Annotated in this window: 10 protein-coding genes; 2 read left to right on the top strand and 8 right to left on the bottom strand. The window is 67.7% G+C overall.

Features of this window, described 5'->3' with window-relative positions; translation table 11 throughout:
- Window positions 1-88: 88 nt before the first annotated feature.
- Window positions 89-988: a peptidoglycan-binding protein gene (locus ACFRFC_RS25620; protein ID WP_382680343.1), complete on the top strand. Its 900-nt coding sequence runs from the start codon at window positions 89-91 to the stop codon at window positions 986-988.
- 43 nt (window positions 989-1,031) lie between these two features.
- A complete protein-coding gene (locus tag ACFRFC_RS25615; protein ID WP_382680342.1) occupies window positions 1,032-1,295 on the top strand; it encodes a hypothetical protein in 264 nt (87 codons plus the stop codon).
- 91 nt (window positions 1,296-1,386) lie between these two features.
- On the opposite strand, the gene ACFRFC_RS25610 is transcribed toward ACFRFC_RS25615, so the two are convergent.
- From ACFRFC_RS25610 to nusG, 8 genes are all read right to left on the bottom strand, one after another.
- On the bottom strand, window positions 1,387-5,286 hold the full coding sequence (locus ACFRFC_RS25610; RefSeq protein WP_382680341.1) for a DNA-directed RNA polymerase subunit beta': 3,900 nt from the start codon (window positions 5,284-5,286) through the stop codon (window positions 1,387-1,389).
- A 100-nt stretch (window positions 5,287-5,386) separates the two neighbouring features.
- Window positions 5,387-8,872 carry a DNA-directed RNA polymerase subunit beta gene (gene rpoB / locus ACFRFC_RS25605; protein ID WP_382680340.1) on the bottom strand — a complete coding sequence of 1,162 codons (3,486 nt, stop codon included), beginning with the start codon at window positions 8,870-8,872 and terminating at the stop codon, window positions 5,387-5,389.
- Window positions 8,873-9,444: 572 nt separating this feature from the next.
- On the bottom strand, window positions 9,445-9,828 hold the full coding sequence (gene rplL / locus ACFRFC_RS25600) for a 50S ribosomal protein L7/L12 (RefSeq protein ID WP_382680611.1): 384 nt from the start codon (window positions 9,826-9,828) through the stop codon (window positions 9,445-9,447).
- A 107-nt stretch (window positions 9,829-9,935) separates the two neighbouring features.
- Window positions 9,936-10,466, bottom strand: coding sequence for a 50S ribosomal protein L10 (gene rplJ / locus ACFRFC_RS25595; RefSeq protein ID WP_382680339.1), 531 nt, complete (start codon window positions 10,464-10,466; stop codon window positions 9,936-9,938).
- 392 nt (window positions 10,467-10,858) lie between these two features.
- Window positions 10,859-11,701: a hypothetical protein gene (locus tag ACFRFC_RS25590; RefSeq protein WP_382680338.1), complete on the bottom strand. Its 843-nt coding sequence runs from the start codon at window positions 11,699-11,701 to the stop codon at window positions 10,859-10,861.
- A gap of 163 nt (window positions 11,702-11,864) precedes the next feature.
- Window positions 11,865-12,590 carry a 50S ribosomal protein L1 gene (gene rplA, locus ACFRFC_RS25585; RefSeq protein ID WP_382680337.1) on the bottom strand — a complete coding sequence of 242 codons (726 nt, stop codon included), beginning with the start codon at window positions 12,588-12,590 and terminating at the stop codon, window positions 11,865-11,867.
- Window positions 12,591-12,669: 79 nt separating this feature from the next.
- Window positions 12,670-13,107, bottom strand: coding sequence for a 50S ribosomal protein L11 (gene rplK / locus ACFRFC_RS25580; RefSeq protein WP_382680336.1), 438 nt, complete (start codon window positions 13,105-13,107; stop codon window positions 12,670-12,672).
- A gap of 234 nt (window positions 13,108-13,341) precedes the next feature.
- Entirely contained in the window at window positions 13,342-14,229 is an 888-nt protein-coding gene (gene nusG, locus ACFRFC_RS25575) for a transcription termination/antitermination protein NusG (protein ID WP_382680335.1), read from the bottom strand.
- Between the last annotated feature and the right edge of the window lie 36 nt (window positions 14,230-14,265).

Below are 14,265 nucleotides of genomic sequence, written 5' to 3'. Positions count from 1 at the left end.
CCGAGCCGCTCCCCCAGGCGGCCGGGGCTCTTCTCTTCCCCCGGCTCTCTCCAAAGGGAAACCCCACACCCACCCGAAAGGCGCCCCCATGGCAACCCCCCTGACCGCCACCGCCCTCGTATCCGCCCTGAGGGCCGAGGGCGTCACCGTCATCGAGCACCCCGGCTGGCGCACCAACAACCGCAACACAAAGGGCCGTTGGGGCCCGGTGCACGGCGTGATGATTCACCACACCGTCACCACCGGGACCACCTCCAGCGTCGCCCTCTGCTTCAACGGCCACGCGACGCTCCCCGGCCCCCTGTGCCACGGCGTGATCGCCAAGGACGGCACCGTCCACCTCGTCGGCAACGGCCGCGCCAACCACGCGGGCAGCGGCGACGGCGACGTACTGAAGGCGGTCATCGCCGAGACCACCGCACCCGCGCCGAACGAGAACGACACCGACGGCAACGTCCACTTCTACGGCTTCGAGTGCGTCAACCTCGGCGACGGCAAGGACCCCTGGCCCGAGGCCCAGCTGGAGGCCATGGCGCGCTCCTCGGCCGCGCTGTGCCGGGCCCACGGCTGGAACGCGAAGTCCGTGATCGGCCACAAGGAGTGGACCGGCGCGAAGATCGACCCGCGCGGCTTCACGATGGCCGCCTTCCGCACCCGGGTGACAACCCGCCTCACCACCGGGCCGGCCCCCACCCCCAAGCCACCGGCCCCCGCCCCCACTCCAACCCCCACCCCCACCCACCAGCCCTTCCCCGGCGCCGCCTGGTTCAGGACGACCCCGGCGTCACCCATCGTCACCGCGATGGGCAAGCGCCTGGTCGCCGTCGGCTGCTCCGCCTACGCCCAGGGCCCCGGCCCGCAGTGGACCGAGGCCGACCGCGCGTCCTACGCCACATGGCAGCGCAAGCTCGGCTACACCGGCGCCGACGCCGACGGCTGGCCCGGCGCCACCTCCTGGGCCGCGCTGAAAGTCCCGTACAGCTCCTGAGCCCCGTTCCCCGAGGATCTCTCGACGTTCCCCCGAGGCGCCCATGACAGACCCCGATCCGAACGACCCCCTGACCATCGCCCTCGAACTGGAACGCCTGCGCGGCACCCTGGAGGCCGGGTTCGCCCGCGTCGACGGCCAGCTCGCCCTGCTCGTGCAGCGCAGCGACCAGAGCGACAGACAGCTCGCCGACCATGAACAGCGGCTGGACGCCCTGGAGCGCGCCCGCTGGCCGGTCACCAGCATCGCCGCGCTGGCCGCCGCCACGGCCGTCGTCCTCGGCGCCTGGGAACTGGCGGCCCGCTGACCCACGGCCCGCCGAACACGCCGAAGGGCGGCCACCCGGAAAGGGTGACCGCCCTCCAACTCAGCTCAAAGGAACCGACTACTGGAACCGACTACTGGTTGTAGGGCCCGTAGTCGTAGTCCTCCAGCGGTACAGCCTGACCCGACCCCGTACCGAACGGCGAGTAGTCGATGTCGTCGTAGCCCACGGCCGAGTACATCGCGGCCTTGGCCTCCTCGGTCGGCTCCACCCGGATGTTGCGGTAGCGGGACAGACCCGTACCCGCCGGGATGAGCTTGCCGATGATGACGTTCTCCTTGAGGCCGATCAGCGAGTCGGACTTGGCGTTGATCGCCGCGTCCGTGAGCACTCGCGTCGTCTCCTGGAAGGACGCCGCCGACAGCCACGACTCGGTCGCCAGCGAGGCCTTGGTGATACCCATCAGCTGCGGACGACCGGAGGCCGGGTGACCGCCCTCCTGGACCACACGACGGTTCTCGGTCTCGAACTTCGAGCGCTCGACCAGCTCACCGGGCAGCAGCTCGGCGTCGCCGGACTCGATGATCGTCACCCGGCGCAGCATCTGCCGGATGATGATCTCGATGTGCTTGTCGTGGATCGACACACCCTGCGAGTTGTAGACCTTCTGGACCTCGCCGACCAGGTGGACCTGCACGGCCCGCTGGCCGAGGATGCGCAGCACGTCGTGCGGGTTGGTGGCACCCGCGGTGAGCTTCTGGCCCACCTCGACGTGGTCGCCCTCGCCGACCTCCAGGCGCGCGCGCTTGGAGATCGGGAACGCCGTCTCGTCCGAGCCGTCGTCCGGGGTGATGACGAGCTTCTTGGTCTTCTCGGTCTCCTCGATCCGCACCCGGCCGGCCGCCTCGGAGATCGGGGCGACACCCTTCGGCGTACGGGCCTCGAACAGCTCGACGACACGCGGCAGACCCTGCGTGATGTCGTCACCGGCCACACCACCGGTGTGGAAGGTACGCATCGTCAGCTGGGTGCCGGGCTCACCGATGGACTGGGCGGCGATGATGCCGACCGCCTCACCGATGTCGACCAGCTTGCCGGTGGCCAGCGAGCGGCCGTAGCACATGGCGCAGGTGCCGACGGCGGACTCGCAGGTCAGCACCGAGCGGGTCTTGACCTCGGCGATGCCGTGCTTGACGACCTCGTCGATCAGCACATCGCCGAGGTCGGTACCGGCCGGGGCCAGCACCTTGCCGTCCACCACGATGTCCTCGGCGAGGCAGCGCGCGTACACGGACGTCTCGACGTTCTCCGCCTTGATCAGCGAGCCGTCGGACTGACGCTCGGCGATCTCCAGACGCAGACCGCGGTCGGTACCGCAGTCCTCCTCACGGATGATCACGTCCTGCGAGACATCCACCAGACGACGGGTCAGGTAACCCGAGTCGGCGGTACGCAGGGCGGTGTCGGCCAGACCCTTACGGGCACCGTGGGTGGAGATGAAGTACTCCAGCACGGACAGGCCCTCACGGAAGGACGCCTTGATCGGACGCGGGATCGTCTCGTTCTTGGCGTTCGACACCAGGCCACGCATACCCGCGATCTGACGCATCTGCATCATGTTTCCACGGGCACCCGAGTGGACCATCATGAAGATCGGGTTGGTCCTCGGGAAGTTGGCGTTCATCGCCTCGGCGACCTCGTTGGTCGCCTTGTTCCAGATGGTGATGAGCTCCTGGGTGCGCTCGTCCTTGGTGATCAGACCGCGCTCGTACTGCTTCTGGACCTTCTCGTCCTGAAGCTCGTACCCGGCGACGATGTCCTTCTTCGCCTCGGGGACGACGACGTCCGAGATCGCGACGGTCACACCGGATCGGGTGGCCCAGAAGAAGCCGGACGCCTTCAGGTTGTCGAGCGTCGCCGCCACGATGACCTTGGGGTAGCGCTCGGCCAGGTCGTTGACGATCTGGGAGAGCTGCTTCTTGCCCACCTCGTAGTCCACGAAGGGGTAGTCCTCGGGCAGCAGCTCGTTGAAGAGCGCGCGGCCCAGCGTGGTCTTCAGGGTGAAGGTGTCACCCTGCTGCCACTCCGGCTCGCCCTCCTCGCGCACCGGCGGCTCCCAGCCCCGCGGCGGGATGGTGCCCACCGGGAAGCGGATGTCGACCGGCGCCTGGAGCGACAGCTCCCCGGCGTCGAACGCCATGATCGCCTCGGCGCTGGAGGAGAACACCCGGTCGGTGCCCTTGACCCCGCGGCCATCGCCGTCGGTGGTGAGGAAGTACAGACCGAGGACCATGTCCTGGGTCGGCATCGTCACCGGACGGCCGTCGGCGGGCTTGAGGATGTTGTTCGAGGACAGCATCAGGATGCGCGCCTCGGCCTGCGCCTCCGCGGACAGCGGAAGGTGTACGGCCATCTGGTCACCGTCGAAGTCCGCGTTGAACGCGGTGCACACGAGCGGGTGGATCTGGATGGCCTTGCCCTCGACCAGCTGCGGCTCGAAGGCCTGGATGCCCAGGCGGTGCAGGGTGGGCGCACGGTTCAGCAGCACCGGGTGCTCGGCGATGACCTCTTCGAGGACGTCGTACACCACGGTCCGGCCGCGCTCGACCATGCGCTTGGCGCTCTTGATGTTCTGCGCGTGGTTCAGGTCGACCAGGCGCTTCATGACGAACGGCTTGAACAGCTCCAGCGCCATCGCCTTGGGCAGACCGCACTGGTGCAGCTTGAGCTGCGGGCCGACGACGATCACGGAACGCGCGGAGTAGTCCACACGCTTGCCGAGCAGGTTCTGCCGGAAGCGGCCCTGCTTGCCCTTGAGCATGTCGGACAGCGACTTCAGCGGACGGTTACCCGGTCCGGTCACCGGACGACCACGACGACCGTTGTCGAAGAGGGCGTCGACGGCCTCCTGGAGCATGCGCTTCTCGTTGTTGACGATGATCTCGGGCGCGCCGAGGTCGAGAAGCCGCTTCAGGCGGTTGTTCCGGTTGATCACCCGGCGGTACAGGTCGTTCAGGTCGGAGGTCGCGAAGCGGCCACCGTCCAGCTGCACCATCGGACGCAGGTCCGGCGGGATGACCGGGACGCAGTCCAGGACCATGCCCTTGGGGCTGTTGGACGTCTGGAGGAACGCGGAGACGACCTTCAGCCGCTTCAGGGCGCGGGTCTTCTTCTGGCCCTTGCCGGTGCGGATGATCTCGCGGAGGCGCTCGGCCTCCTCGTCCAGGTCGAAGGACTCCAGACGCTTCTGGAGCGCGGCGGCGCCCATCGAACCGTCGAAGTACGTGCCGAAGCGGTCACGCAGCTCGCGGTAGAGCAGCTCGTCGCCCTCCAGGTCCTGGACCTTGAGGTTCTTGAAGCGGGACCAGACCTCGTCCAGACGGTCGATCTCGCGCTGCGCACGGTCGCGCAGCTGCTTCATCTCACGCTCGGCGCCCTCACGGACCTTGCGGCGCACATCCGCCTTGGCGCCCTCGGCCTCCAGCTCGCCGAGGTCGGTCTCCAGCTTCTTGGCGCGGCCTTCGAGGTCGGCGTCACGGCGCTGCTCGATCTGCTGGCGCTCGACGGAGACATGCGCCTCCAGCGAGGGCAGATCGCGCGTACGGCGCTCCTCGTCGACGAACGTGATCATGTACGCCGCGAAGTAGATGACCTTCTCCAGGTCCTTCGGGGCGAGGTCGAGCAGGTAGCCAAGGCGCGACGGGACGCCCTTGAAGTACCAGATGTGGGTGACGGGCGCGGCCAGTTCGATGTGGCCCATCCGCTCACGGCGCACCTTGGCGCGGGTGACTTCGACACCGCAGCGCTCACAGATGATGCCCTTGAAGCGGACACGCTTGTACTTGCCGCAGTAGCACTCCCAGTCCCGGGTGGGGCCGAAGATCTTCTCGCAGAAGAGGCCGTCCTTCTCGGGCTTGAGCGTGCGGTAGTTGATGGTCTCCGGCTTCTTGACCTCGCCGTGGCTCCACTGACGGATGTCGTCAGCGGTGGCCAGACCGATCCGGAGCTCGTCGAAGAAGTTGACGTCGAGCACTATGCGTCAATCCCTCTCAGGGTTGTAAGTCTGTGGTCTGATTCGGGGGCCTGGGGGTCGGCGGGGGCCTCAGCTGAGCTGGGCCCCTGCCGGACTCCCGTCAGACCTCTTCGACGCTGCTCGGCTCGCGCCGGGACAGGTCGATGCCGAGCTCTTCCGCCGCGCGGAAGACGTCCTCGTCGGTGTCGCGCATCTCGATGGACATGCCGTCCGAGGACAGCACCTCCACGTTGAGGCACAGGGACTGCATCTCCTTGATGAGCACCTTGAAGGACTCGGGGATGCCGGGCTCGGGAATGTTCTCGCCCTTGACGATGGCCTCGTAGACCTTCACGCGGCCGGTGACGTCATCGGACTTGATGGTCAGCAGCTCCTGGAGGGCGTAGGCGGCGCCGTACGCCTCCAGTGCCCACACCTCCATCTCGCCGAACCGCTGGCCACCGAACTGGGCCTTACCACCCAGCGGCTGCTGGGTGATCATCGAGTACGGACCGGTCGACCGGGCGTGCAGCTTGTCGTCGACCAGGTGGTGGAGCTTGAGGATGTACATGTAGCCGACCGAGACCGGCTCCGGGAACGGCTCACCGCTGCGCCCGTCGAACATGTGCGCCTTGCCGGACGGGAGGACCATGCGGTCGCCGTCGCGGTTCGGGATGGTGTGCTGGAGCAGACCGGACAGCTCGTCCTCGCGGGCGCCGTCGAACACCGGGGTGGCGACGTTGGTGCCGGGGACGACCTGATCGGCGCCGATGGTCTGGAGCCGCTGGGCCCAGTCGTCGGCGAGTCCGGAGACGTCCCAGCCGCGGCTGGCGAGCCAGCCGAGGTGGATCTCCAGCACCTGTCCCGGGTTCATCCGGGACGGGACGCCGAGCGGGTTGAGGATGATGTCGACCGGGGTGCCGTCCTCCAGGAACGGCATGTCCTCGATCGGCAGGATCTTGGAGATGACACCCTTGTTGCCGTGCCGGCCGGCGAGCTTGTCACCGTCGGTGATCTTCCGCTTCTGCGCCACGTACACGCGCACCAGCTGGTTGACACCGGGGGGCAGCTCGTCGCCCTCCTCGCGGTCGAAGACGCGGACGCCGATGACCTTGCCGGTCTCGCCGTGCGGCACCTTCAGCGAGGTGTCCCGGACCTCACGGGCCTTCTCACCGAAGATCGCGCGCAGCAGGCGCTCCTCGGGGGTCAGCTCGGTCTCGCCCTTGGGCGTCACCTTGCCGACCAGGATGTCACCGGCGATGACCTCGGCGCCGATGCGGATGATGCCGCGCTCGTCGAGGTCGGCGAGGACCTCCTCGGAGACGTTCGGGATGTCCCGGGTGATCTCCTCGGGGCCCAGCTTGGTGTCACGGGCGTCGACCTCGTGCTCCTCGATGTGGATCGAGGAGAGGACGTCGTCCTGCACGAGGCGCTGCGACAGGATGATCGCGTCCTCGTAGTTGTGGCCCTCCCACGGCATGAACGCGACCAGCAGGTTCTTGCCGAGCGCCATCTCGCCGTTCTGGGTGGCCGGACCGTCGGCGAGGACCTGGCCCTCGATGACCCGGTCGCCCTCATTGACGATGACCTTCTGGTTGACCGAGGTGCCCTGGTTGGAGCGGGCGAACTTGGCCAGGCGGTACGTGATGTACGTGCCGTCGTCGTTGGCGGTGGTGATGTAGTCGGCGGAGACCTCCTGGACCGCGCCGGCCTTCTCCGCCTTGACCACGTCACCGGCGTCGACGGCGGAGCGGTACTCCATGCCGGTGCCGACGAGCGGGGACTCGGAGCGGATCAGCGGCACGGCCTGACGCATCATGTTCGCGCCCATGAGGGCACGGTTGGCGTCGTCGTGCTCCAGGAAGGGGATCATGGCGGTCGCGACCGACACCATCTGGCGCGGCGAGACGTCCATGTAGTCCACGTCGTCGCCGGGCACGTAGTCGACCTCGCCGCCGCGGCGGCGGACCAGCACCCGGTTCTCCTCGAACCGGAAGTCGTCCGACAGCGGGGCGTTGGCCTGCGCGATGACGAAGCGGTCTTCCTCGTCGGCGGTCAGGTAGTCCACCTCGTCGGTGACCCGGCCCTCGACGACCTTGCGGTACGGCGTCTCGATGAAGCCGAACGGGTTGATCCGGCCGTACGAGGCGAGCGAGCCGATCAGACCGATGTTCGGGCCTTCCGGCGTCTCGATCGGACACATCCGGCCGTAGTGCGAGGGGTGCACGTCACGGACCTCGAAGCCGGCCCGCTCACGGGAGAGACCACCCGGGCCCAGGGCGTTCAGACGACGCTTGTGCGTCAGCCCCGACAGCGGGTTGTTCTGGTCCATGAACTGGGACAGCTGGCTGGTGCCGAAGAACTCCTTGATGGAGGCGACGACCGGCCGGATGTTGATCAGCGTCTGCGGCGTGATCGCCTCGACGTCCTGGGTGGTCATGCGCTCGCGCACGACCCGCTCCATCCGCGCCAGACCCGTACGGACCTGGTTCTGGATCAGCTCGCCGACGTTACGGATACGGCGGTTGCCGAAGTGGTCGATGTCGTCGGTCTCGACCATGATCGAGCGGCCGGAGTCGCCGACCGTCTCGGTCTCACCGGCGTGCAGCTTCACCAGGTACTTGATCGTGGCGAGGATGTCCTCGACGGTCAGCACACCGGCTTCGAGGCCGGTCTCCGTGCCCAGCTTCTTGTTGACCTTGTAGCGGCCGACCTTGGCGAGGTCGTAGCGCTTGGGGTTGAAGTACAGGTTCTCAAGCAGCGTCTGCGCGGCCTCGCGCGTGGGGGGCTCGCCCGGACGCAGCTTGCGGTAGATGTCGAGCAGCGCGTCGTCCTGGCCCTGGGTGTGGTCCTTCTCCAGGGTGGCGCGCATCGACTCGTACTGGCCGAACTCCTCGAGGATCTGCTCGGTGGTCCAGCCGAGCGCCTTGAGCAGGACGGTGACGGACTGCTTGCGCTTGCGGTCGATGCGCACACCGACCATGTCGCGCTTGTCGATCTCCATCTCCAGCCAGGCACCCCGGGACGGGATGATCTTGGCGGAGAAGATGTCCTTGTCGGAGGTCTTGTCGATGGAGGAGTCGAAGTAGACGCCCGGCGAGCGGACCAGCTGCGAGACCACGACACGCTCGGTGCCGTTGATGACGAAGGTGCCCTTGTTCGTCATGAGCGGGAAGTCGCCCATGAAGACAGTCTGGGACTTGATCTCACCGGTCTCGTTGTTGGTGAATTCGGCGGTGACGAAGAGCGGAGCGGCGTAGGTGAAGTCACGCTCCTTGCACTCGTCGATGGAGTTCTTCGGCGGCTCGAAGCGGTGGTCCCGGAAGGTCAGGGACATCGACCCGGAGAAGTCCTCGATCGGGGAGATCTCCTCGAAGATCTCCTCCAGACCGGACTTGGTGGGGACGTCCTGACCGTTCTCCAGAGCCTCCTCGACCCGACTCTGCCAGGCGGTGTTACCGAGCAGCCAGTCAAAGCTCTCGGTCTGGAGCGCAAGCAGGTTCGGAACCTCGAGAGGCTCCTTGATCTTTGCAAAAGAGATGCGCAGCGGGGCGGTGCTGGCACCGTTGTTCGTATTCGCGGTCGAGGCGTTGCGCGAGGCGGCCAAGAGGGGGTCCTTCCGAGGGCTCGGACTCACTACGCGCGTACCGGCCCCTCACCGATACACAGAGACAGGTTCCCATGATCGGGCCGAAAGGCCAGGTCAGGGACGGTCCGGTCGTCGGTGCTCAAGCGAGGGCATGCCCCTGGTGACGGGCAGGGGACAGCTAACAGGCAGCGCAAAGGGTCAGTGTAGCCACTTGGCACACTGATGTCCAGTCCGGGTTATTCCGAACCCTCTTTGCCCTCGTTGTACTCAACCCCTGCGACAAGGCGACACCCTCAACGCACGTTCATCCTGCCCTCTTCGTCGCCGATCCATGCCTCGGATGCCCGGATCCTTGTGACGACGCGTCCTGAGAATTGCGCGCTGCGTGCGGTTCGTCAAGGCCCCCCGCGCCCGACCAGGGCTCCCAGGGACACGACGAAGATCACCTTACCCCCCGCCGTCACGCGGACAAGGCAACCGCGGTGGGACCCTCCGGGAATGCCGAAGAGCGACCACCCGGATGGATGATCGCTCTTCGGTGCGCCCGCGTTACAACCCTCTCGGGCCGTGCCGCACGGGCTTGCGACTGCTTACTTGACCTCGACCGAGGCGCCGGCGCCCGCGAGGGACTCCTTGGCCTTCTCGGCGGCCTCCTTGGTGACCTTCTCCAGGACGGCCTTCGGCGCACCGTCGACCAGGTCCTTGGCCTCCTTCAGGCCCAGCGAGGTCAGCTCACGCACGACCTTGATGACCTGGATCTTCTTCTCACCGGCGCCGGTGAGGATGACGTCGAACTCGTCCTGCTCCTCGACGGCCTCGGCCGGGGCGGCCGGACCGGCCGGACCCGCGACGGCGACCGCGGCGGCGGCGGTGACGTCGAACTTCTCCTCGAACGCCTTCACGAACTCGGAAAGCTGGATGAGGGTCATCGTCTCGAACTCGGCGAGCAGTTCTTCCTGGGTGAGAGCCACGATGGCTTCCTTCCACTCATTCGGCAGGTGCCGGGATGTACATGTCTGGCGGGCGTACGTTCGGCCCGCTACGACCACCGCGTCAGGCGGCGGTCATGATGCGAGCCGAATTACTCGGCACCGCCCTGCTCGTCCTGCTTGGCGCGCAGCGCGTCCACGGTGCGGACGAGCTTCGACGGCAGCGCCTGGAAGACCGAGGCAGCCTGGGACTGCTTCGACTTGAAGGCACCGGCCAGCTTGGAGAGCAGAACCTCGCGGGACTCGAGGTCCGCAAGCTTCTTGATCTCGTCGGCGCTCAGCGCCTTGCCGTCAAGGACACCGCCCTTGATGACGAGATTCGGGTTGTCCTTGGCGAAGTCACGGAGACCCTTCGCCGACGTCACCGGGTCACCGGTGACGAAGGCGACAGCCGTCGGACCGTTGAACAGGTCGTCCAGCGTCGTGATCCCGGCCTCGTTGGCCGCAATCTTGGTCAGCGTGTTCTTCACCACGGCGTACTGGGCGTTCTCACCGAGCGACCGGCGCAGCGTCTTGAGCTGCGCCACGGTGAGACCGCGGTACTCGGTCAGCACAGCAGCGTTCGAGTTGCGGAACTGCTCCGTCAACTCGGCGACCGCGGCAGCCTTGTCGGGCCTCGCCATAGAGTCTCGGCCTCCTTCCGGGGTGTTCGACCGCGCGGACCCGAAGGAGGACTGGGGAAAACGAAACGCCCCGGCGCAGGCGCACGGGGCGGACTCGACCGGAGGTACATACGAGGTGCGTATGCGCTCCGGGAGTTCTTCCACGATCACCTGCGCGGGCCGTCCGCAATTCAGCGGATCCTTCGGCCACCGCACCCTCATTCGAGCGCACGGCAACAACCAGCGGTCTTTGGCTTCTCGTGAAGCGTACGCGACCCGATCCCCACCGAGCAAATCCGCTCGTACGGGGATCAGGGCACCCGCGCGGACCGGGCCGCGGTCAGCCCGTCTGCCTCAGGTCGTTCATCGTCTCGGCCAGGTCCCGGAACTCCCGCCCGGCCCCGCAGCATGCCTCAGGAACCGCTCCCGTACCGCTCCAGCAGTTCCTGAAAGCCCTGGGTGTCCGCGGCGGGCGGCTTCTGCACGGAGACCTCGGTGCCGTAGTCGTCGTAATACGCGGTCTGGGTCAGCTCGCCGGCGGCGGCCTCGCCCTTCTCCACCTTCTTGACCACCAGGTCCCGCTCGTCGACCCAGATGTCGACGCTCTGCGTGGACACCCCGGCCCGCTCCAGCCCCTCGCGCAGTTCGGTGTCGTCCAGGTCGGAGACCTGGGACGTGGCCGCGTAGTGCGTGGTGTCCACCCCGCGCACCCGCTCCGCGCCGATCTCGCTCACCTCGCCCGCGGCGAGCAGGAACGTCACCGACCGATCCGGCGCTGCACTGCGGAGCTGCTCACTGACGTACGCCCCGGAGGCCCCGCCCAGCTCGTCCAGCTCGCCCCAGGGATAGCGCACCCAGTGCTTGCCGCCGGCCTGCGCGGCGAACTCGTCGCCCATGCGCGCGTAGTAGGCGTCCGGCAGATAGCGGGCCTCCATGGACGTGGTGCCCAGCTCCCGCATGGTGTCGGCCAGGGTGCCGCCGGTGTAGGTGATGGTCAGGGTGCCGGTCAGCCCGTCGTCCCAGGCGAGGGCGCCCTCGGAGGTCAGCCGGATGGAGCTGCCGACGGTCGTCGCGGCCTCCACGCGCGTGGAGCGGGCCTTCGCGGTGGCGGCCGCGGCGGCCCGCAGCTCGGCGCGGTCGGCGGCGCGATGGGAGGGGTGGTGGCTCGCGTCGGGTGGCGGGTCGGGGGTGGCGCCGGACGTGCACCCGGCCAGAGCGAGCAGCGCGGCCACGGCCCCGGCGATCACCCGTTTCATCCGTGCCCCCCGAGTCGGTCCTGTCCTCGCACGTTAGCTCAGGCCACTGACGGACGGGCAGGAAAGATCCGCCCCGACGGCCATCCCTCGAACGCACGACGGACCCCGCGCCGGGAAGGCTGCGGGGCCCGTCGTGCACTGCTGACGCACGATCACCGTCGGATCAGACGGCGGCCGGGTCCTCCTCGGTGAGGAGGTTGCGGGTGCGGTTGGGGTCGACCGGGACGCCGGGGCCCATCGTGGTGGTGATGGAGGCCTTCTTGATGTAGCGGCCCTTGGCGGCGGACGGCTTCAGACGGAGGATCTCGTCCAGCGCGGCGCCGTAGTTCTCCACCAGCTTGGTGTCGTCGAAGGACGCCTTGCCGATGATGAAGTGCAGGTTCGAGTGCTTGTCGACGCGGAACTCGATCTTGCCGCCCTTGATCTCGGTGACGGCCTTGACGACGTCCGGGGTGACGGTGCCGGTCTTGGGGTTCGGCATCAGACCACGGGGGCCGAGGACACGGCCGAGGCGGCCGACCTTGCCCATGAGGTCCGGGGTGGCGACGACGGCGTCGAAGTCCAGCCGCCCCTTCGACACCTCGTCGATCAGTTCGTCGGAGCCGACGATGTCGGCGCCCGCGGCACGCGCGGCCTCGGCACGGTCGCCGGTCGCGAAGACCAGGACCCGGGCGGTCTTACCGGTGCCGTGCGGGAGGTTCACGGTGCCACGGACCATCTGGTCGGCCTTGCGCGGGTCGACACCCAGACGGAAGGCGACCTCGACGGTGCCGTCGAACTTGGTCGTGGAGGTCTCCTTGGCGAGACGGACGGCTTCGAGCGGGGCGTAGAGCTTCTCCCGGTCGATCTTGGCGTCCGCAGCGCGGAGAGACTTGCTGCGCTTGCTCACTACTGCTCCTGGGTTCTCTTAGGAGTCGTGGTCCGGGCCGAGCCGGCCCTGCCACTTCTGCTGCCTGGGATGGTGGGGGTCAGCCCTCGACCGTGATGCCCATGGAACGGGCGGTGCCGGCGATGATCTTCGCCGCGGCGTCCAGGTCGTTGGCGTTGAGGTCGGGCATCTTCGTCGTGGCGATCTCACGGACCTGGTCGCGGGTGATCTTCGCGACCTTGGTCTTGTGCGGCTCGCCGGAGCCCTTCTCCACGCCCGCGGCCTTGAGGATCATCTTGGCGGCCGGCGGGGTCTTGGTGATGAAGGTGAACGAACGGTCCTCGTAGACCGTGATCTCCACCGGGATGACCCAGCCGCGCTGCGACTCGGTCGCGGCGTTGTAGGCCTTGCAGAACTCCATGATGTTCACGCCGTGCTGGCCCAGCGCGGGGCCGACCGGCGGAGCCGGGTTCGCGGCACCGGCCTGGATCTGGAGCTTGATCAGCCCCGTGATCTTCTTCTTCTTCTTGGGAGGCATTGCTCTCTCCGGGTCCTAGTGAGAGGTTCGAGCCCCATCCGTTCGGCAGATCGTCACGATCAGCCGGATGGAGGCATACCGCCCCACGATAACGGGTAACCCGCCAGGTCCCCAAAACGAGCCCCGGGCCCCGGCCGGACCCTCGGGGCCCGCACCGACAGAACAGCCCCCGCCCGGCGGGAATCCCGCCGTACAGGGGCTGTTTCTCAGCTCTGGGTGGCCGCGTGGTGGCCGTCAGTTCTTCTGGATCTGGTCGAACGACAGCTCGACCGGCGTCTCCCGCCCGAAGATCTCCACCAGGCCCTTGACCTTCTTGGAGTCGGCGTTGATCTCGTTGATCGTGGCCTGGAGGGTGGCGAAGGGGCCGTCGGTGACGGTGACCGAGTCGCCGACCTCGAAGTCCAGCACCTGGACCTCGACCTTGCGCTGCGGCATGGGCTTGCCCTCGGCCTCGGCGGCCTCACGGGCGGCCTTCTCCTCGGCCTCCGGGGCGAGCATCTTGACGATCTCGTCCAGGGTCAGCGGGTACGGGTCGTAGGCGTTGCCCACGAAGCCGGTGACGCCGGGGGTGTTGCGGACGACACCCCAGGACTCATTGGTCAGGTCCATGCGGACCAGGACATAGCCCGGGAGCTTGTTCTGCTTGATGGTCTTGCGGTCGCCGTTCTTGATCTGGACGACCTCTTCCTGCGGCACCTCGGCCTGGAAGATGTAGTCCTCGACGTTCAGCGAGACGGCGCGCTGCTCCAGGTTGGTCTTCACGCGGTTCTCGTAACCGGCGTAGGTGTGGATCACGTACCACTCGCCGGGCAGCACCCGCAGCTCCTCGCGGAGCTTGGTGACCGGGTCCAGCTCGGGCTCCGGCTCACCGGCGGCTTCCGCGTCGGCCTCGTCCTCGGCGTCCTCGGATGCCTCGTCGGCGTCCTCGGCCCCGTCGGCGTCGTCCGCCTCGACGGTGTCCTCGTCCTCGGCGCGGACGGCGGCCTCCTCGGCCGGCTCGCCCGCCTCGGCGTCGGCAGCCTCGGCCTCGTCCAGCTCCTCGTCCGCGCCCTCAACGATGTCGAGCTCGTCCTCCACGGACTCGTCCGGTTCGCGGGACTCGTTCAGGTTGGCGTCAGACACGGTGGCTTCTTCCTGGATACATGGGGGTGGAACACG

The organism is Streptomyces sp. NPDC056734, assembly GCF_042790455.1.
GTDB lineage: Bacteria > Actinomycetota > Actinomycetes > Streptomycetales > Streptomycetaceae > Streptomyces.
Note: the sequence above shows the minus strand (reverse complement) of the source record. Positions and strands in the feature narration are given on the sequence as shown.

What these genes read in the sequence shown, in the direction of transcription:
- ACFRFC_RS25620 (WP_382680343.1), top strand. Translation starts at nt 89, where the DNA reads ATGGCAACCCCCCTGACCGCCACCGCCCTCGTATCCGCCCTGAGGGCC.
- ACFRFC_RS25615 (WP_382680342.1), top strand. Translation starts at nt 1,032, where the DNA reads ATGACAGACCCCGATCCGAACGACCCCCTGACCATCGCCCTCGAACTG.
- rplJ (WP_382680339.1), bottom strand. Translation starts at nt 10,466, where the DNA reads ATGGCGAGGCCCGACAAGGCTGCCGCGGTCGCCGAGTTGACGGAGCAG.
- ACFRFC_RS25590 (WP_382680338.1), bottom strand. Translation starts at nt 11,701, where the DNA reads ATGAAACGGGTGATCGCCGGGGCCGTGGCCGCGCTGCTCGCTCTGGCC.
- rplK (WP_382680336.1), bottom strand. Translation starts at nt 13,107, where the DNA reads ATGCCTCCCAAGAAGAAGAAGAAGATCACGGGGCTGATCAAGCTCCAG.